At 64.2% G+C, this 16,611-nt stretch carries 16 protein-coding genes; 9 read left to right on the top strand and 7 right to left on the bottom strand.

From position 1 onward, the window contains the following. Positions 1 to 2: 2 nt before the first annotated feature. The 6 genes from ASC68_RS23005 to ASC68_RS22980 form a co-directional block, all read right to left on the bottom strand. Positions 3 to 986 (bottom strand): sugar phosphate isomerase/epimerase family protein, encoded by a 984-nt coding sequence (locus ASC68_RS23005; RefSeq protein WP_055884706.1) that lies wholly within the window; start codon positions 984 to 986, stop codon positions 3 to 5. Between the two features lie 113 nt (positions 987 to 1,099). Further along, on the bottom strand, positions 1,100 to 1,810 hold the full coding sequence (locus ASC68_RS23000) for an SDR family oxidoreductase (protein ID WP_244488423.1): 711 nt from the start codon (positions 1,808 to 1,810) through the stop codon (positions 1,100 to 1,102). A gap of 54 nt (positions 1,811 to 1,864) precedes the next feature. Then, positions 1,865 to 2,971 carry a sn-glycerol-3-phosphate ABC transporter ATP-binding protein UgpC gene (gene ugpC, locus ASC68_RS22995; protein WP_055884699.1) on the bottom strand — a complete coding sequence of 369 codons (1,107 nt, stop codon included), beginning with the start codon at positions 2,969 to 2,971 and terminating at the stop codon, positions 1,865 to 1,867. Beyond that, positions 2,972 to 3,880 carry a carbohydrate ABC transporter permease gene (locus ASC68_RS22990; RefSeq protein ID WP_082528409.1) on the bottom strand — a complete coding sequence of 303 codons (909 nt, stop codon included), beginning with the start codon at positions 3,878 to 3,880 and terminating at the stop codon, positions 2,972 to 2,974. Then, complete coding sequence (locus ASC68_RS22985; RefSeq protein WP_055884696.1) at positions 3,873 to 4,793, bottom strand: sugar ABC transporter permease; 921 nt, start codon at positions 4,791 to 4,793, stop codon at positions 3,873 to 3,875. Before ASC68_RS22985 ends, ASC68_RS22990 begins: the two co-directional genes overlap by 8 nt. 88 nt (positions 4,794 to 4,881) lie before the next feature. Next, on the bottom strand, positions 4,882 to 6,156 hold the full coding sequence (locus ASC68_RS22980) for an ABC transporter substrate-binding protein (protein ID WP_055884694.1): 1,275 nt from the start codon (positions 6,154 to 6,156) through the stop codon (positions 4,882 to 4,884). Between the two features lie 343 nt (positions 6,157 to 6,499). Here ASC68_RS22980 and ASC68_RS22975 point away from each other — a divergent pair, with 343 nt between their 5' ends. The 9 genes from ASC68_RS22975 to ASC68_RS22935 all read left to right on the top strand — a co-directional run bounded on the left by ASC68_RS22975 (position 6,500) and on the right by ASC68_RS22935 (position 15,286). Continuing rightward, positions 6,500 to 7,522 (top strand): ROK family protein, encoded by a 1,023-nt coding sequence (locus tag ASC68_RS22975; RefSeq protein WP_055884691.1) that lies wholly within the window; start codon positions 6,500 to 6,502, stop codon positions 7,520 to 7,522. A gap of 141 nt (positions 7,523 to 7,663) precedes the next feature. Next, complete coding sequence (locus ASC68_RS22970; RefSeq protein ID WP_156387434.1) at positions 7,664 to 8,632, top strand: NAD-dependent epimerase/dehydratase family protein; 969 nt, start codon at positions 7,664 to 7,666, stop codon at positions 8,630 to 8,632. A 93-nt stretch (positions 8,633 to 8,725) separates the two neighbouring features. Next, complete coding sequence (locus tag ASC68_RS22965; RefSeq protein WP_082528408.1) at positions 8,726 to 9,334, top strand: XRE family transcriptional regulator; 609 nt, start codon at positions 8,726 to 8,728, stop codon at positions 9,332 to 9,334. Next, complete coding sequence (locus ASC68_RS22960; RefSeq protein ID WP_156387433.1) at positions 9,331 to 9,846, top strand: hypothetical protein; 516 nt, start codon at positions 9,331 to 9,333, stop codon at positions 9,844 to 9,846. Before ASC68_RS22965 ends, ASC68_RS22960 begins: the two co-directional genes overlap by 4 nt. A 62-nt stretch (positions 9,847 to 9,908) precedes the next feature. Beyond that, positions 9,909 to 11,519 carry an ABC transporter substrate-binding protein gene (locus ASC68_RS22955; protein ID WP_055884681.1) on the top strand — a complete coding sequence of 537 codons (1,611 nt, stop codon included), beginning with the start codon at positions 9,909 to 9,911 and terminating at the stop codon, positions 11,517 to 11,519. Positions 11,520 to 11,791: 272 nt separating this feature from the next. After that, on the top strand, positions 11,792 to 12,826 hold the full coding sequence (locus tag ASC68_RS22950) for an ABC transporter permease (RefSeq protein WP_055884677.1): 1,035 nt from the start codon (positions 11,792 to 11,794) through the stop codon (positions 12,824 to 12,826). Beyond that, positions 12,823 to 13,725, top strand: a complete 903-nt coding sequence (locus ASC68_RS22945) for an ABC transporter permease (protein WP_055884674.1) — start codon at positions 12,823 to 12,825, stop codon at positions 13,723 to 13,725. The genes ASC68_RS22950 and ASC68_RS22945 overlap by 4 nt, the downstream gene beginning before the upstream one ends. Next, the gene (locus ASC68_RS22940; protein ID WP_055884672.1) at positions 13,722 to 14,567 is read left to right on the top strand and encodes an ABC transporter ATP-binding protein; all 846 of its coding nucleotides are present in this window, start codon (positions 13,722 to 13,724) and stop codon (positions 14,565 to 14,567) included. Before ASC68_RS22945 ends, ASC68_RS22940 begins: the two co-directional genes overlap by 4 nt. Further along, the gene (locus tag ASC68_RS22935; RefSeq protein WP_055884669.1) at positions 14,567 to 15,286 is read left to right on the top strand and encodes an ABC transporter ATP-binding protein; all 720 of its coding nucleotides are present in this window, start codon (positions 14,567 to 14,569) and stop codon (positions 15,284 to 15,286) included. Before ASC68_RS22940 ends, ASC68_RS22935 begins: the two co-directional genes overlap by 1 nt. A 208-nt stretch (positions 15,287 to 15,494) precedes the next feature. On the opposite strand, the gene ASC68_RS22930 is transcribed toward ASC68_RS22935, so the two are convergent. Beyond that, positions 15,495 to 16,541, bottom strand: a complete 1,047-nt coding sequence (locus ASC68_RS22930; protein WP_055884666.1) for a hypothetical protein — start codon at positions 16,539 to 16,541, stop codon at positions 15,495 to 15,497. Positions 16,542 to 16,611: the final 70 nt, after the last annotated feature.

Genomic DNA, 16,611 nt, shown 5'->3' with positions numbered 1-16,611 from the left:
AATCACATTAGTCCTTGAGCCTTCAGGTTCGCAGCACTCTTGCGGTACTGCGACAGCTCGTAATCGATCAGTTCGTGGTCGGCGTTGCGCTGCCACGGGGTGCGCCACTCTTCGCCCACTTCGAAGCGGTTCTTCTGTACGGCGAAGAGGCACGCGGCGAGATCTTCGGCCTGCTTGGGCGCATAGCCGTGCCACCACTCGGGGGTAAACAGCTTGACGTGCCGGTCATCGAGCGCACCGATCTCGATGCAGGCGACCATCTCGTCATTGTGCTCGGCGAGGATGTCGAACATCTGCTTGTGCGGCACGCAGCCGTCACCCGAGGGGCAGCGCACCAGGCGGAAGCCATCGGGCTCGATCACGGCGCGATAGTCCTTGACGTGGCAGTGGCGCACGTAAGGGGCGATCACCCGGGTGAAATCGAGCGGCGACTCGGCCACCGGGAAGGTGTTGGCCATATCGAAGACGATACGGACGCTGGGGCCGTACTCGTCGCAGAAATTGACCAGCTCGCGCGAGGTGAAATCCTGGTGGTTCTCGATCAGCAGCACTACGCCGGCGGCGGTCAGCTTGGGCACCGCGGCCTGGAGTTTCTCGTGCACCGAAGCGACGAGATCGTGCCATTTCTGGCCAGCGGCGGCGCGGTCACCGCAGAGGATCGGGGTCATGGCGACGCGGATATATTGGGCATCGAGCGCCTTGGCGCAGCGGATCAGCTGGTCCATGTCGCCGTGCTGCAGGCCGGAACTCACGACGCGCTTCCAGCCCAGGGTGTCGAGGCGCTGCTTCAGCGCGGCGAGCTCGCCATCGGACTTGTCCTTCAGCCAGCCGTCCCACAGCTCGATGGCCTTACCGCCCAATTCCTCGGTCAGCTTGATGAAGCCCTCGAGGCCGACGCCATCAGGGTTGTGGCGCGGCGTGCCGGAGCCCTGCAGGCCGAGATAATAGGTGAGGCCATAGGGGTTGAGGCCGGTCGTAAGTTTCATCGGAGTACCGTTGGTGCGAAAGCCTGGCTGAATGGGCCGCCGACTCCAGGAAGTGGACACGGCGTCTCCCCATTATGGGGAGGATGGGAGGGGGTCGTCCCTATCAATTCGTATTACCGCAATCCCCCGTCCACGGTGATGGATTGCTTGGTGATCATGCGGCTGTCATCGGAGGCGAGGAACAGCACCATGCGGGCGATCTCCTCGCCGAGCAGAACGTGCTTCAGCGCCTGGCGCGACACCACTGCATCGATCGATTCCTGGGTTGGGAACCACAGCCGCTTCTGCCGCTCGGTGATTACGGCGCCAGGCTCGATGGCGTTTACCCGGATATTGTCCTTGCCGAAGCCGCGGCCGAGCGCACGGGTCAGGCCGAGCACGGCGGCCTTGGCGGTGGCGTAGACCGGCATATTGTCGGCGCCGCCGCGCCAGGCGATCGACGAGAAGTTGATGATCGAACCGCCACCCAGTTCCTGCATGTGCGAGCGCACCGCCTGCGCCGCGAAGAATTGCGGCTTCAGGTTGATATCGGTCGAACGGTCCCAGTATTCCTCGGTGACGTCGTCAATGGCGTGGCGATCGTCGTTGGCCGCGTTGTTGACGAGGACCCCGATGGGACCGAGGCGGTTCTTGACCACATCGATCGCGGCACGCAGGCCCGTGATGTCGGTGATGTCGCAGACGAGGAAGGTGGCGCCGGTCTCGGTGACCAGCTCCCGGCCCTCGGCCTCGAGGATATCGACGAAGGCGACCTTGGCGCCACAGCGCGCGAAGGCCCGGACGACATCGGCGCCGATGCCGCTGGCGCCGCCGGTGACGAACACGACCCGGCCGGCGAGGCTGGGATAGTTGGCGAACTCGGTAATTTCCTCAGACCCCTAAATCAGTCGTGTCGTCGCCGGATCGAACAGGCAGGCGCGGGTCATGTCGACGGCAAGCGGCATGTTCTCGCCGGTCCTGGGCGCCTCGTCCGGGGAGAACCGGCCGACCACCTCGCGATCGCCGAACTTCAGCACCGCCATGGTCTCGGCGCCAGTCGGCTCCACCACTTCGACAAGCGCCGACATGGTGGCAAAACCCTGCTTGCCGCTCGTGCTGGCGGACTGGCGGCTCAGATGCTCGGGACGGATACCGAGGATCACCTTCTTGCTCTGCGCCCGGTCGGCCACCCCGTTATGGAGCGGCAGGCTCGCGACGTTGCCGCCCGAGAGCGGGAAGTTGACCGCCGGCCCACCACCGGTTGAGGTGATCTCGGCATCGATGAAGTTCATCGAGGGCGAACCCATGAAGCCGGCTACGAAGGTGTTGGCCGGGCGGTTGTAGACGGTATCGGGATCGGCGAACTGCTGCACTTCACCCTGGTGCATCACGGCGATGCGCGAGGCGAGCGTCATGGCCTCGACCTGGTCGTGGGTGACGTAGATCGTGGTTTTGCCGATGCGCTGGTGCAGCTTCTTGATCTCGGTGCGCATATCGACACGGAGCTTGGCGTCGAGGTTCGACAGCGGCTCGTCGAACAGGAACAGCGCCGGATCGCGCACCAGGGCGCGGCCCATGGCGACGCGCTGGCGCTGGCCGCCCGAGAGCTGGCCGGGCTTGCGCTTCAGGAACGGCTCGATCTGCAGCAGCGCGGCGACGCGAGCGATGGTCTTTTCCTGCTCGGCTTTGGGCACACCTCGGCTTTCCATGCCGAAGGCCATGTTTTCCCTGACGGTCATCGTCGGGTAGAGCGCGTAGGACTGGAACACCATGGCGATGTCGCGGTCCTTGGGCTGGACCGAGTTCACCAGCCGATCGCCGATATAGATCTCGCCCGAGGTCACGGTCTCGAGGCCGGCGATCATGGCGAGCAGAGTGGATTTGCCGCAGCCCGACGGGCCGACCAGCGCGATGAATTCGCCGGTATTGGCTTCGAGGTCGACACCCTTCAGCACTTCGACCATGCCGAAGCTCTTACGCAGGTTCCTGATGGTCAAGGACGCCATTTACTTGATTGCTCCCTGGGTAAGGCCGCGGACGAAATACTTGCCGCCGAAGAAATAGACGAGGAGGGGAGGCAGGGCGCCGATCAGCACGGCTGCACTCATCACGTCATAGGTTCGAACGGACGTTCCGCTCATCGAAAGTGCGACCAGGGCCGCGGTGATGGGCTGGTTGGAGCCCGAGTTCAGCACCACGCCGAACAGGTACTCGTTCCAGATACCGGTGAACTGCCAGATCACGGTGACGATGATGATCGGCGGGGACAGCGGGATCATGATCTTCCAGAAGATCCGCCAGAAGCCGGCACCGTCGATGCGGGCGGCCTTCAGCAGGTCGTCCGGCACGCTCACATAATAGTTGCGGAAGAACAGAGTGGTGAAGCTGAGGCCCTGGATGCAGTGCACCAGGATCAGGCCGTAGACCGAGTTGGCGAGGCCGAGCTGGCCGAGCGTGAAGGCCCAGGGCAGCAGCGCGATCTGCCCCGGCATGAACACGCCGAGCAGCATGAAGCCGAAGACGATCTCCGAACCGGGGAATTTCCACTTCGACAGGATGTAGCCGTTGATGGCACCGAGTGCAGTCGAGATGAACGTCGCCGGGATGACCATGGCGACGGAGTTCCAGAAGTACCTGGCAACGCCATCGCATTGGCCACCGATACAAAAGTCGCTCCAGGCCGTCGGCCAGGCATCGAGCCGGAAGCTGCGCGGCAGCGAAATCAGGCCGAGCTGGCCGATCTCCTCATTGGTGCGGAACGAGTTGAGGAACACCACAAGGAACGGCACGATGTAGATGATCGAGATCAGGCCGAGCAGGCCATAGATCACGATCCGCGAAATCAGCCGCCGGCGGCTCGCGATTGCCGCTTCCCTGTCTTCGACGCCGGCAGCGGTAAGGACTGCATCAGCCATTGTTCGCCTCCCTGCGCTTGCGCCAGACCAGATAGAGTGAGTAGGGCACCAGGACGATTGCAAGCGCCGCCAGCACCATCATCGCGGCCGCGGCGCCCTCGCCGATCTCGCCGCGCTGGAACATGAAGTCGTAGACGTAGGTGGCGGGGAAAGTGGTCGAGATGCCAGGACCGGAATTGGTCAGCGCGACGGCAAGGTCGAACGTCTTGATGGCGAACTGCAGCAGCACTACCGCGACAGCGATGAAGATCGGCCCGATGGTTGGCAGGACCACCTTACGATAGGTGCGGAACCAGCCGGCGCCGTCGATCTGGGCGGCCTTGATGATGTCTGGATCGACCGACCGGAGGCCGGCGAGGAACAGCGCCATCGAGAAGCCGGCGGAGCCCCAGATGCCTGTGATGATGATCGCCCAGATGGCGTTCTTGCGATCCGACGTGAGAGCAAACTGAAAGTCGGTCCAGCCCATCGCGTTGACCAGGAACTGGATACCGCTCGAGGGATTGTAGAGCCACTGCCAGACCGTACCCGTAGCGATGAAGCTTACCGCCAGCGGGTAGAGGAAGATCGTCCGCCAGAACGACTCGGCGCGTATCCTCTGGTCGATGAGGATGGCCAGCAGCAAGCCGAACGCCATCGAGATCGTCACATAGAAGAGCGAGAAGTACAGCAGGTTGGTGTAGGCGACGCTCCAGCGGCGGTTGGTCCAGAGCGAGATGTAGTTCTCAAGCCCCTTGAAGCCGTAACTCGGCAGCAGCGTCGAGTCACTGAGCGAGATGTAGAACGTCCAGCCGGCAAAGACGAAGACGTAGACAAACGACGCAACGATTGAAGGCGCGATTATGAATATGGGCGTCCACTTCTTGATGCGGTCCCACGTACTCGTGCCAGTCGAGACGGACTGACCTGTCATTGCCAACGGACTATCCTCCAAAACCGGCGGCCAAAGGAGCCAGCCGCGACGCTCGGGGAGCACCGCGGCCGACAATTCTGGTCAGAAGTTACATTTGAGCTTCGACGGCGTCGGCCATGATGTTGGCCGCTTCTTCCGAGGTCATCTCAGGCGTGTTCACGAACTCGGTGATGGTGTCCATCATGGCGCCGCGGTACTTCTGCAGCACGGTCATGTTGTGAGCCATCGACCGAACCAGGGTGCCTTCGGTAATCGAAGCCTTCAGCGCAGCCTGGCTGTCCTGCTGGCAGACGTTAAAACCCTGCGACAGGTCGACGTCCAGGCGAGCCGGAATCGAGCCCTTCGAGATGTTGAAGATGGTCTGGAATTCCGGGCTCAGGATGGTCGAAGCGAGGAGCTTCTGGCCCTCCTGGAAATCCGGGTCCTTCTGGTTGAAGAACACGACCGAGTCGGAGTTCAGGATAAAGCCCGGCTTGCCCCAATCGGTCGGGGACTGGCCGCACAGGATGTCGACACCCGGTTCCTTGCCCACCGACTTGATGGTTCCCAGTTCCCAGTCGCCCATGATGAAGAACAGCGCGTCGCCGTTGACCATCATGTTGGAGGCGGTGTCGTAGTCACGGCCGGCGATGGCCGGGTCCATGTACTTGGTAACCATCAGGCGCATCTGATCGAAGGCCTTGATCATACCTTCCGAGCGCAGCGACTCGACGTCGGCTTCGACGAAGGCCTTGGTGTAGAGGTCTTTGTCCATGCCGTAGACGATGGTCTCGAACGTGGTCGCGTCGGTCCAGTCGGCCGAGAGGTGCGCGAGACAGATCTTGCCACCAGCGATGGCCTTGTCGCAGGCAGCGTTGAAATCGGCCCAGGTCTTGGGAAGCTCGGTGACACCGACGCCCTCCATGGCGGCCTTGTTGCCCCAGATCCAGTTGATCCGGTGGATGTTCATCGGGGCGGCGACCCACTTGCCTTCCGGCTTCATCACCGGCAGCAGTTCGGGGGCGACGACCTTGTCCCAGCCCTCGGCGGTGGCCAGTTCGTCCATGTCGGCGGTGCCGCCAGTGGCGTTCCACTCGGCGATTTCCGGGCCCTTCAGCTGCACCGCAGCGGGGGCGTTGCCGGCGACGACATCGGCGCGGAGCTTGGCCAGGGTATTGGCGGTATGACCGGCAATGGCGGTCTGCTCCCAGGTGCCGCCGGCAGCGGTGAACATCTCACCGAGCTTGGCAATGGAGGCAGCGTCGTTGCCGGATGCCCACTGGTGCAGCATCAGCACTTTGGGTGCGGCCATCGCGGTGCCCGAAAGCAGCGCGGCAGCAAGCATCGTGGTCGCGGCGGCCGCGACCTTGGTCGTGAAGGTCATAATTGTCTCTCTCCCTTGAAAGCGCCCGTCCCCACCCCGGCTCACCCGGCCGGCTCCTGTGGCTACTTGCGCTTTTCTCCCGGCGGTGCACATCCTCCTGCGCACCGTCGTATTAGTTCTATGGTGAACTTATTCGGCTTGTCAACGCGCTTGGGGAGGGAGGAGCGTGAACCGGATCGAGCTCAAATCTCTACTTGCTGACAGTGCTTTAGCCACACCGGCGGGGCGGATTGTGCGCGCCCTGAGCGAGCGTGGTGCACTGAGTGCAACACAACTTTCACGGCTCACCGGGCTGGCCAAGTCCACCATCTCAACGGCCCTCACCGAGCTCCGGCGCTCGCAGATGGTTGTGGAAATCGGCAGCGAGTCGGCCGGCGGCGTCGGTCGGCCGGCGACCGCGCTGACCCTCAACCCGCGGGCCGGCACCTGCATCGGCATCCTGATCGGCTCGACCGAGATCCAGGTGATCCTCGCCGATGTGGCGCACACCGTATTGTCGGACAAGACGATCAATCTTGAGATCGACTATTCGCCGCAAACGGCGATCCAGCATGTGCGGCGGCTGATCACCGAGGCCTATGAGGGGAAGTGGCAACGACAGGACGGCCTGTTGGGCGTCGGCATCGCGGTGGGCGGCCCGGTCAATCCGGTGACCGGCACGGTACTGAGGGCCGGTGGCATGCCGACCTGGGCCGGCGTCGACATGCGCGAGCTGTTAGGGCCGATTTTCCCCGACGTGCCGATCTTCTGCGACAACGAATCCAACTGCTCGGCCATTGCCGAGATGACCTGGGGCGCGGCGCAGGGGCACGATGATTTCGTGGTCTATACGCTCGATCTCGGCATCGGCGGCGCCATCGTCGCTGGTGGCCGGGTGCTGCGCGGCATTGCCGGCGGCGCAGGCGAGTTCGGTCATGTGGTGATCGATCCGCAGGGACCGCTCTGCCGCTGCGGCAATCGCGGCTGCATCGAGGTCTATGCCAGTTTCCGCGCGCCAATGGCCGAGGCGGAGCGACATTTCGGCCGCGCGCTGCGGCTGACCGACGTGGTCGAAATGGCGCTGGGCGGGGATGCCCTCTGCCGTGCCCTCATTGCCCGGACCGGCGAGGCGGGCGGGCACGGCCTGGGGCTGATCGGCTCGGTATTCAACCCGACGCTGGTGGTGGTGAGCGGGCGCCTGGCGATGGCCGGCGACATCCTGATGAAGCCCCTGGCCGAGAGCTTCGAGCGCTTCACCCTGGTCAAGCATGGGGACGTTCCCGACGTGGCCCGCACCATCCTCAGGCCCAGCCAATTCTCCGACAACGGCGCCTGCATGGGCGCTGTCGGCCTGGTGCTGCGTCACCATGGGCGGTTGGTGAACTAACGCTGTTGTGGCTTTTCGCCCCCTCCCCCAGCGGACGCGGGGGAAGGGAGGACTAGTGAACCAGAGCGGCAATCTTACGCCTTGCTCCTCGCCGCGGTCTCGAACACCCTCCCGCCTCTCTCGCAAAAGGAGTCGCGCGGCATGACCATCGCAATCATCGGGGGGACGGGCTTTCTCGGCACCGCCACGGCGAAACGGCTCAAAGAACGTGGCCATGACGTGCTGGTGGTGGCGCGCGGCCAGCACGAGGTGAAGCTGCCTGACGGCGTGCGGTTCGAGCAGGCCGACCGCATGGACGGCGAGACGCTGACGAAGCTGTTGAAGGATAGCGGCGTCACCGCCGTCATCGATATTTTCACGATCAGCCTGCGCAACACGCAGCCGGTGATCGAGGCGGCGGGCAAGGCTGGAGCGCGCTATGTGCTGGTGAGTTCCACCGACGTCTACTCGAACTATGGGGGACTGTTGAAGAAGGAAAGCCCGGCGATCCGGCCGGAGCCGGCCACCGAGGATTCGCCGCTGAGGACTTTGCGCTATCCCTATCGGCAGAACGAGCGCCGGCCCAAGGGGATCGAGGACGACCTGTTCGAGGAATACGACAAGATCCCGATCGAGGAGTTCGCCATGGCGGCCGGCGCGCCGCAGGCAACGGTGCTGCGGCTGCCGATGATCTTCGGGCCCGACGACAAGCAGCATCGCTTCGCCTGGGCGGTCAAGGGCGCCAAGGCGGGTGAACCGTTCCGGCTCGATCGGCGCGGCGCGGGCTGGCTTAATTCCTACGCCTATATCGACGATGTGGCCGAGGCGCTGGCGCTGGCGGCCACCCTGCCCGAGGCCGAGGGTCGGGTGTACAACGTGGCGCAGCCCTTCGTCCGTACCCAGGCCGACTGGGCCCGCACCGTGCTGACGCTGATGGGTGTCGACAGCGAGATCGTGCTGGTCGACGCCGATGCCGGCGGCGTGCTTGCCGATCGCGCCGACAGCAGCGACCTCAGCTATCCACTGACGCTCGATTCCGCTCGTATTCGGGCCGAACTCGGCTACACTGAGATCGTTCCCGAAGAGCAGGCGCTGCGCCGCACCATCGAGTGGGAGCTGAGCCAGGGCTAGCTTCCACAACACGAGGATCAGCCGGGCATAATCTGGGGTGGGATTGACTCGGGCGCGCGCTACTTTAGTGTCACTAAAATCGCGAGGGCGCCCGTGCCAGTCTTGAAGTTTGAAAAGCGTTCCGATCCGGTCGAGCAATCGACTCCGATCGACCCCAGCCTTGGGCAGCGTCTGCGCGACCGCCGCAAAGAACTGGGCAAGACGCAGCAGCAGGTGGCCGAAGAGGCATCGCTGACCGTCGGCTTCATCTCGCAGATCGAGCGCGGCATCTCCACGCCGTCGCTGGCCTCGCTGTATAACGTCGCCAAGGCGCTCGAGAGCACGGTGGACCAGTTCGTGTCAGCCGCCCCGGCGCGCCAGCACAGCGTGGTCAGCCATTCGGGCCAGCGCCAGACCTACAAGGTCGGCGGCACCTCGCGCTTTTACGAATTCCTCGAGCGCGGCTTCCCCGACGCCAAGCTCAATGCCTGCCTGTCGCACGTGCCGCCCGGTCATGCCTCCGAGATGATGAGCCACGAGGGCGAGGACTTCGTCTACCTGGTGTCGGGCGAGATGCTCTACGAGGTCGATGGCGTCGAGTATCGGCTCGGCCCCGGCGACACGCTGCATTTCGACAGCCGCCGGCCGCATCGCGGCACCAATATCGGCCCCGGCACGGCGCTCGAACTGTGGGTCGGGACCATGCAGCTGTTCCCGGAATGACAGTGATTGACCCTGCCATCGCGTGGAAGCTCGGCACCGCTTTGGCGGCTGGTCCGACGCAGCTCTTCGCCGTGCTGGCGGAGCTCTTCACCGGCATTCCGGGGGTGCGCACGGCGACCTTCATTGCGACGGCGCCGGACAGATCGGTGACCCATCGCATCGGCACGTCCAACCCGGTCGATTTCCCGGTCGGCAATGTCGATCCGGTGGGCGATGACGTCTGGAACAACACCATCCTCGGCGAGATGAAGCCGGTGATCGGCGACAGCGTCGCCGGCATGGCCGCCTTCCTGCCCGAGACCGACGGGCTGGTCGCCATGGGCTATGGCGCCTGCTCGTGCTTTCCGATCGTGATTGCGGGCGAGACCCGCGGCGTGGTGGCGCTGCTCGGCGATGCCGGCATCTTCACCCGGGCTGTGCTGGCCCAGATCGATACCCTTCTACCCATCGCTGCGCTGACCTTCACTTTCGAGGGGATCGGTAACCCGCCCCTGGGGATCAGCAGGAGATGACGCCTACGACGATAAACGGCCTCATCAGCCGGAGACTAACGCCTTCAACCAGGGAGACTGTCATGCGTTTGTTCAAGACGCTTATGGCGGTTGCCGTCGGCGCGGTGATGACCGCGTCCGGAGCGATCGCCGAAACGCCCAAGAATACCCTCGTCATCGCCGATGCGATCGACGACATCATCACGCTCGATCCGGCGGAAGTGTCGGAAGTCGGCGGCGTGCTCGCCAGCCAGCAGATCTACCAGCCGCTGGTCAGCTTCGACCCGGCCGACCCGACCAAGATCACGGGCGTGCTCGCCGAGAGCTGGACGGTGTCGGAAGACGGCAAGACCTTCACCTTCAAGATGAACCCGAACGCCAAGTTCGCCTCGGGCAATCCGGTGACGGCTGCCGACGCCGAATATTCGATCCGCCGCGTCATCCTGATCGACAGCCGCATCAGCTTCATCTTCGCGCAGTTCGGCCTGACCAAGGAGAACGTCGAAGCCAAGGTGAAGGCGCTCGACGCGTCCACGTTGCAGTTCGAAGTCGACCAGAAATATGCGCCGAGCTTCGTGCTCTACGTGCTGTCGTCGTTCACCGGCGGCATCGTCGACTCTGCTATCGTCAAGCAGCATGAGGGCAAGCTCGCCGATGGCGGCAACGACTACGGCAATGCCTGGCTGAAATCCGAGAATTCGGCCGGCTCGGGCCCGTATGTGCTGACTAAGTGGGACCCCAAGGTCTCGATCCTGCTCAGCCGCAACGAGAACTACTGGGGCACCGCCCCGGGCGTCGATCGCGTCTTCCTGCAGCACATGCCGGAATCGGCGACGCAGCGCCTGGCGCTCGAAAAGGGCGACATCGATATCGCCAACAAGCTCGGCCCCGACGATATCGGCGCGGTCTCCGCCAACCCCGATGTGCAGATCCTCGAGGGCGTGTCCTCGACGATGTACTATTTCGGCCTCAACACGCGTAATGCGGCGCTGAGCAACCCGAAGGTCGTCGAAGCCATCAAGTATGGCGTCGATTACCAGGGCATCGCCGACACCATCGGCAAGGGCACCATCAAGGTGCACCAGACCATGATCCCGGACGGGTTCCTGGGCGGCGGCATCAACTACAACCCCTACTCGCTCAATATCGAGAAGGCCAAGGCGCTGATCGCCGAGTCCGGTGTCGCAACGCCGATCAAGCTCGCGACCGTCGTCTGGAACGTGCCGCCCTACCCTGACTACGCGCAGGCCGTGCAGGCCACGCTCAGCCAGATCGGCGTCGATCTCGACCTGCAGGTGGTGGACGGCGGCCCCTGGCTCGATCGCTATCGCTCGCACGATCTCGACATCTGGTTCGGCCTGTGGGGCCCGGACTATCCCGATCCGCACTCCAACGCCAAGGCGTTCGGTAACCACGATGCGTCGGATCCGGATGGCACCAAGGGCAACCTCGCCGACCGCTTCGGCTGGGATTCGGGCAAGGTCTCCGAGCTGGTGAACCAGGCCGTGCAGGAGCAGGATGTCGAAAAGCGCAAGGCGCTCTACGACGAGGCCCAGCGGCTGCACACCGACACCTCGCCGTTCGTGTTCATGTTCCAGGACAGCCGCAAGGTTGCCATGCGCAAGAACGTCAAGGGCGTGGTGCTCGGCATCACCTTCTCCGACGACCGCTATGGCGCGGTGACGAAGGAATAAACTACCAGGCCGGAGGTCCGCCTCCGGCCTTCTATCTACCTACTGACCATCAGAACGAACGAGCCTCATTTGACGCAGACTGAAATCCCGGCGAGGGCTGACCCCCACCCCTGTCCCCTCCCCGCAAGGGGGAGGGAGACGAAGGAGCCGCTGACTCGGTCGTCGGAGAAACGAAGGCTGTTCGAGAGGGTCTCCCTCCCCCTTGCGGGGAGGGGACAGGGGTGGGGGTCAGCCCTTGCTGGCGTCCCAGCCAGCGTCACCGGGGCAACCCAATGAACCGCCCCCTCCGCCTGTTCATCGATATCGGCTCATGGCTGATCACGGTGGCGATCACGCTTATTGGCCTCGCTGCCCTCACCTTCTTCATCGGCCGTGTGCTGCCGATCGATCCGGTGCTTTCGATCGTGGGCGAGAAGGCGACGCCGGAGGTGTACCAGAAGGTCTATCTCGAGCTCGGGCTCGACAAACCGATCTGGCAACAGTTCATCGAATATCTCGGCAAGCTGCTGCGCGGCGACTTCGGCACCTCGTTCTCGACCTCCCGGCCGGTTCTGACCGACCTCTTGAATTTCTTCCCCGCGACGCTCGAGCTCTCCACTATCGGGTTGATCATCGGCGTCGTGCTGGGCGTCCCGATGGGTGTCGCCTCGGCCTACTGGCATGAGAAGTGGCCGGACCATGTGCTGCGCGTCGTCGGCCTCGTCGGCTATTCGGTGCCGGTGTTCTGGCTCGGCCTCGTCGGCCTCTTCGTCTTTTACTACCTGCTCGGCTGGGTCTCGGGCCCAGGGCAGCTCGATGTGTTCTTTGTCGGCGTGGTCGACCGCATCACCGGCTCGATCCTGATCGACAGCGCCATCGCCGGTGAGTGGGAGATCTTCTTCAACGCCATCAGCCACATGATCCTTCCGGCACTGCTGCTCGGCTATTACAGCCTCGCCTATATCTCGCGCATGACGCGCTCGGTGATGCTCGACCAGTTGAGCCGCGAGTATGTGCTGACTGCCCGGCTGAAGGGCGCCAGCGAGTTTCGCGCCGTGGCCGGACATGCGCTGCGCAACGCGGCGATCCCGCTCGTCACCGTCATCGCGCTGAGCTATGGCGGGCTGCTCGAGGGCTCGGTGCTGATCGAGACGATCTTCTCGTGGCCGGGTATCGGCAACTACATCTACTCTTCGCTGTTCGCCGCCGACATGAACGCCGTGCTGGGTGGCACGCTGCTGGTCGGGGTGGTGTTCATCCTTCTCAACATGCTGAGCGACGTGCTGTACCGCGCACTCGATCCGCGCTCACGGGAGTTCGCCAAATGAGCGTCACCCCCGATCTCGTCGCCGATCCGAAGCGCGCGGTGCGCGCCGCCCGCTGGGCCGAGTTCAAGGTCTTCACCCGCCGCTTCATGCGCAACCCGCTCGGCGTGGTCGGGCTGGTCATCGTCGTGGTGCTGCTGTTCTGCGCTGCTTTCGCGCCGCTCCTCGCGACGCATGACCCGTACTTGCCGAGCCTGACCGACCGCCTTGCCGCGCCGAGTGCGACCTATTGGCTGGGCGCCGATGAGCTCGGCCGCGACATCTACTCACGCATTCTCTACGGCTCGCAACTGACACTGCTGATCGTCGGGCTGGTGATCGTCACCTCGGCGCCGATCGGGCTGATCATCGGCGCGGTCTCCGGCACGGTGGGCGGCTGGGTCGACGTGATCTTCATGCGCATCACCGACGTGTTCCTCGCCATCCCCAAGCTGCTGCTGGCGCTGGCCTTCGTTGCGGCACTCGGGCCCGGCATCACCAACGCAGCGCTCGCCATCACGCTCACCGCCTGGCCGCCCTATGCGCGCCTCGCGCGGGCCGAGGCGCTGATCGTGCGCAACTCGGACTATGTCAACGCAGTGCGGCTGGCCGGGGCCAGCGAGTTCCGCATCATTGTGTTCCACGTCATCCCGATGTGCCTGAGTTCGGTGATCGTGCGTATGACCTTCGACATGGCGGGCATCATCCTCACCGCCGCCGGCCTCGGCTTTATCGGGCTCGGGGCGCAGCCGCCACTGCCCGAGTGGGGCGCCATGATCTCCACCGGCCGCAAGTTCATCTTCGACCAGTGGTGGGTGGCAACGGTGCCTGGCATCGCGATCTTCACCGTGTCGCTCGGCTTTAACTTGTTAGGTGACGCCTTGCGCGACCTGCTCGATCCGCACCTGAGGCAGCGCAAATGAGCGACCTTGTTCAGATCGAAAACCTGCATGTCGCCTTCCGCAACGATGATGGCGGCTACAATGACGCGGTGCGCGGCGTGTCGCTGACACTGGGACGCGAAAAGCTCGGCATTGTCGGCGAAAGCGGCTCGGGCAAGAGCCTCACCGGCCGCGCCCTGCTCGGCGTGCTGCCGCCCTATGCGCGGATCAGCGTCGACACAATGGCCTTCGACGGCATCGACCTCAAGTCGGCCTCGCCCAAGCTCCGCCGCTCGCTGCGCGGCGGCCGCATGGGGATGATCCTGCAGGATCCAAAATTCTCGCTGAACCCGGTGATGACCGTCGGCAAGCAGATCGTCGAAGCGATCCGTATCGGCGACCGCCGCATCTCCGGTAGCGACGCGAAGAAGAAGGCGCTGGGCATCCTCGAAGCCGTGCATATCCGCGAGCCGGAGCGGGTGTTTTCGCTCTACCCGCATGAGCTTTCGGGCGGCATGGGGCAGCGCGTGATGATCGGCATGATGGTGGTGCGCGAACCGGACCTCTTGATCGCCGACGAGCCCACCTCGGCGCTCGACGTGACGGTGCGCACCCAGGTGCTGTCGATCCTCGACGAGCTGGTGACGCGTCGCGGCATGGGGCTGATCTTCATCAGCCACGACCTCAACCTGGTGTCGAAGTTCTGTGATCGGGTGATCGTCATGTATGCCGGCCGGATCGTCGAAAGCATCGAAGCAAGCCGATTGCACGAGGCGACGCATCCCTACACGCGGGGGCTGCTGTCGTGCCTGCCGCAGATCGATGGCTCGCTGGAGCCGCTGCCGGTGCTCAACCGCGAAGCCAGCTGGGCGGGAGCCGCCTGATGCTGGCAATCGGCAACCTCAACGTAGAATTCTCCGGCAAGCTGGCGGTGCGCGACACCAGCTTTGCGGTGCAGCCGGGCGAGAGTTTTGGGCTCGTCGGCGAATCCGGCTCGGGCAAATCCACCATTCTTCGGACCGTCATGGGGCTCAACGCCACCTGGAACGGCAGCATCACCGTCGACGGCACCGATGTCCGGAAGACGCCGCGGAAACAACTGGCCAAGGTGGTCCAGATGGTGTTCCAGGACCCCTACTCATCGCTCCATCCGCGCTATGTCATCGGCCAGCAGATCGCCGAACCGATGAAGATCAACGGCATCGCCAACCCGGAGCGCCGCACGGCGGAGCTGCTGGAGCTGATCGGGCTCGGCGCAAAATTCCAGTTCCGCTTCCCGCATGAGCTCAGTGGCGGCCAGCGCCAGCGCGTCGCTATCGCCCGCGCCCTGGCGCTCAGCCCGAAGCTCCTGCTGCTCGACGAGCCCACCTCGGCGCTCGATGTCTCGATCCAGGCGGAAATCCTCAACCTGCTCAACCGGCTCCGCAAAGAGCTCGGCCTCACCTTCGTCATCGTCAGCCACGACCTGGCAGTGATCAGCTATATGTGCGAGCGGCTGATGGTGATGCGCAACGCCCAACCGGTCGAAACCCTGACCCGGGAGCAGCTGCGCTCAGGCGCCATTGCCGAGGATTACACCAAGGCGCTGATCGCGGCGGCTTGAGCCGCGCACGGGACTCTCCTAATCCTCCCCCGCGTGGCGGGGAGGGGGACCGCCGAAGAAGGTGGGCAGGTGATGGGCGACGCCAACGCGGCGATGGAGCGGATCACCCAGTCGTCGGCAAAGATCTCCAACNCTCCACCAGCTTCGCTGGTCCCCCTCCCCCGCCACGCGGGGGAGGATTACCGCGAGGTCCGTGCGCTACCCCAGTTCACCGCACCTTCAGCAGAATAATGACCAGGAACCACAAGCTCGCCAGGTGGATGAGCAGGAAGCGCAGCAGCACCTGGGAGTTCGACCAGTTGAGGTTCTTGCGGGCGTGATCGTGGAACGGGAAGCGGATCGACGATAGGATCCGCAAGCCGAACACCCGGATCAGCGCCACCTTGGCAAGGCCGGTGGCGCCGTTGAACAGCATGAGTGGGGCGACGAAGAAGATCATCGCCGGGTTGCCCGAGACGACGATGCAGATGCCGACGAACAGCCCGATAGGGCGTGAGCCGGCATCGCCCATCAGGGCCGCGCTGGGTGGCGCGTTGTGCCAGAGGTAGCCGACGATGACGCCACAGAAGATGGCGGCGACGATGGCCCAGTTGGCGGCATCCTCGCGGAACGGGATCAGCAGGTACTTGGCGTTGCCGGCGTCGCCGACCACCATGTAGAGGATGAAACCAAGCGCGGCGATGGTCACTGCCGAGAGCGAGCCCGAGACGCCGTCGACGCCATCGTTGCAGTTGACCGCGTTGATGCAGAGCCAGACCACCGGCGTGTAGATCAGGAGCCCAAGCCAGAACGGGATGTCGAACACCATCGGGGTGAACGGCAGCCACAGCTTGGTGTCCTGCCCCCAGAGCAGCACGACGCAGACGAACAGCGCTACGAGCAGGTCGGTGAGGCCCAGCGTCAACTCGCTTAAGCCCCCGGTGCGATCGTCGATGAACCCGACGCCGGAAGCGAGCAGCACCGCGCCCATGGCGAAATAGATGTGCGGATCGATCGGCGAGAACAGTGCGACGACGGCGAGGAGGATCAGGATCATGATGAGCCCGACGCCGACGGGCTTGCCGACGCTGTCGGCGGCGCCCACCGCATGGGCCCTGCCCCGGTCGCGCGGCAACTGATCCCAGAGTCTGGGCAACAAGAACAGCGTCGCCAGCGCCGAAACGAGCGAGCCGACGGTGGCGAGGATCACGAAGGACGACAGCAGGCGGGCGGGCCCCCAGATCGGGGACAACAGATCAGCAAAATAGGTCAGCATGATTGGGGAGGGGTCCCAGCGCGGCAATGCTGAAGCCGTAGCCGAAGCGCGTGCCGAAATCGAAGCACGA

Origin of the sequence: Devosia sp. Root105 (assembly GCF_001424865.1) — a bacterium.
Classification (GTDB): domain Bacteria; phylum Pseudomonadota; class Alphaproteobacteria; order Rhizobiales; family Devosiaceae; genus Devosia_A.
Note: the sequence above shows the minus strand (reverse complement) of the source record. Positions and strands in the feature narration are given on the sequence as shown.

Bases quoted from the DNA above. Each gene is read 5' to 3' on its own strand.
- ASC68_RS22985 (WP_055884696.1), bottom strand. From the start codon at position 4,793: ATGACAGGTCAGTCCGTCTCGACTGGCACGAGTACGTGGGACCGCATC.
- ASC68_RS22935 (WP_055884669.1), top strand. From the start codon at position 14,567: ATGCTGGCAATCGGCAACCTCAACGTAGAATTCTCCGGCAAGCTGGCG.
- ASC68_RS22980 (WP_055884694.1), bottom strand. From the start codon at position 6,156: ATGACCTTCACGACCAAGGTCGCGGCCGCCGCGACCACGATGCTTGCT.
- ASC68_RS22975 (WP_055884691.1), top strand. From the start codon at position 6,500: ATGGTTGTGGAAATCGGCAGCGAGTCGGCCGGCGGCGTCGGTCGGCCG.
- ASC68_RS22940 (WP_055884672.1), top strand. From the start codon at position 13,722: ATGAGCGACCTTGTTCAGATCGAAAACCTGCATGTCGCCTTCCGCAAC.
- ASC68_RS22960 (WP_156387433.1), top strand. From the start codon at position 9,331: ATGACAGTGATTGACCCTGCCATCGCGTGGAAGCTCGGCACCGCTTTG.
- ASC68_RS22930 (WP_055884666.1), bottom strand. From the start codon at position 16,541: ATGCTGACCTATTTTGCTGATCTGTTGTCCCCGATCTGGGGGCCCGCC.
- ASC68_RS23005 (WP_055884706.1), bottom strand. From the start codon at position 986: ATGAAACTTACGACCGGCCTCAACCCCTATGGCCTCACCTATTATCTC.
- ASC68_RS22990 (WP_082528409.1), bottom strand. From the start codon at position 3,880: ATGGCTGATGCAGTCCTTACCGCTGCCGGCGTCGAAGACAGGGAAGCG.
- ASC68_RS22945 (WP_055884674.1), top strand. From the start codon at position 12,823: ATGAGCGTCACCCCCGATCTCGTCGCCGATCCGAAGCGCGCGGTGCGC.
- ASC68_RS22955 (WP_055884681.1), top strand. From the start codon at position 9,909: ATGCGTTTGTTCAAGACGCTTATGGCGGTTGCCGTCGGCGCGGTGATG.
- ugpC (WP_055884699.1), bottom strand. From the start codon at position 2,971: ATGGCGTCCTTGACCATCAGGAACCTGCGTAAGAGCTTCGGCATGGTC.
- ASC68_RS22950 (WP_055884677.1), top strand. From the start codon at position 11,792: ATGAACCGCCCCCTCCGCCTGTTCATCGATATCGGCTCATGGCTGATC.
- ASC68_RS22970 (WP_156387434.1), top strand. From the start codon at position 7,664: ATGACCATCGCAATCATCGGGGGGACGGGCTTTCTCGGCACCGCCACG.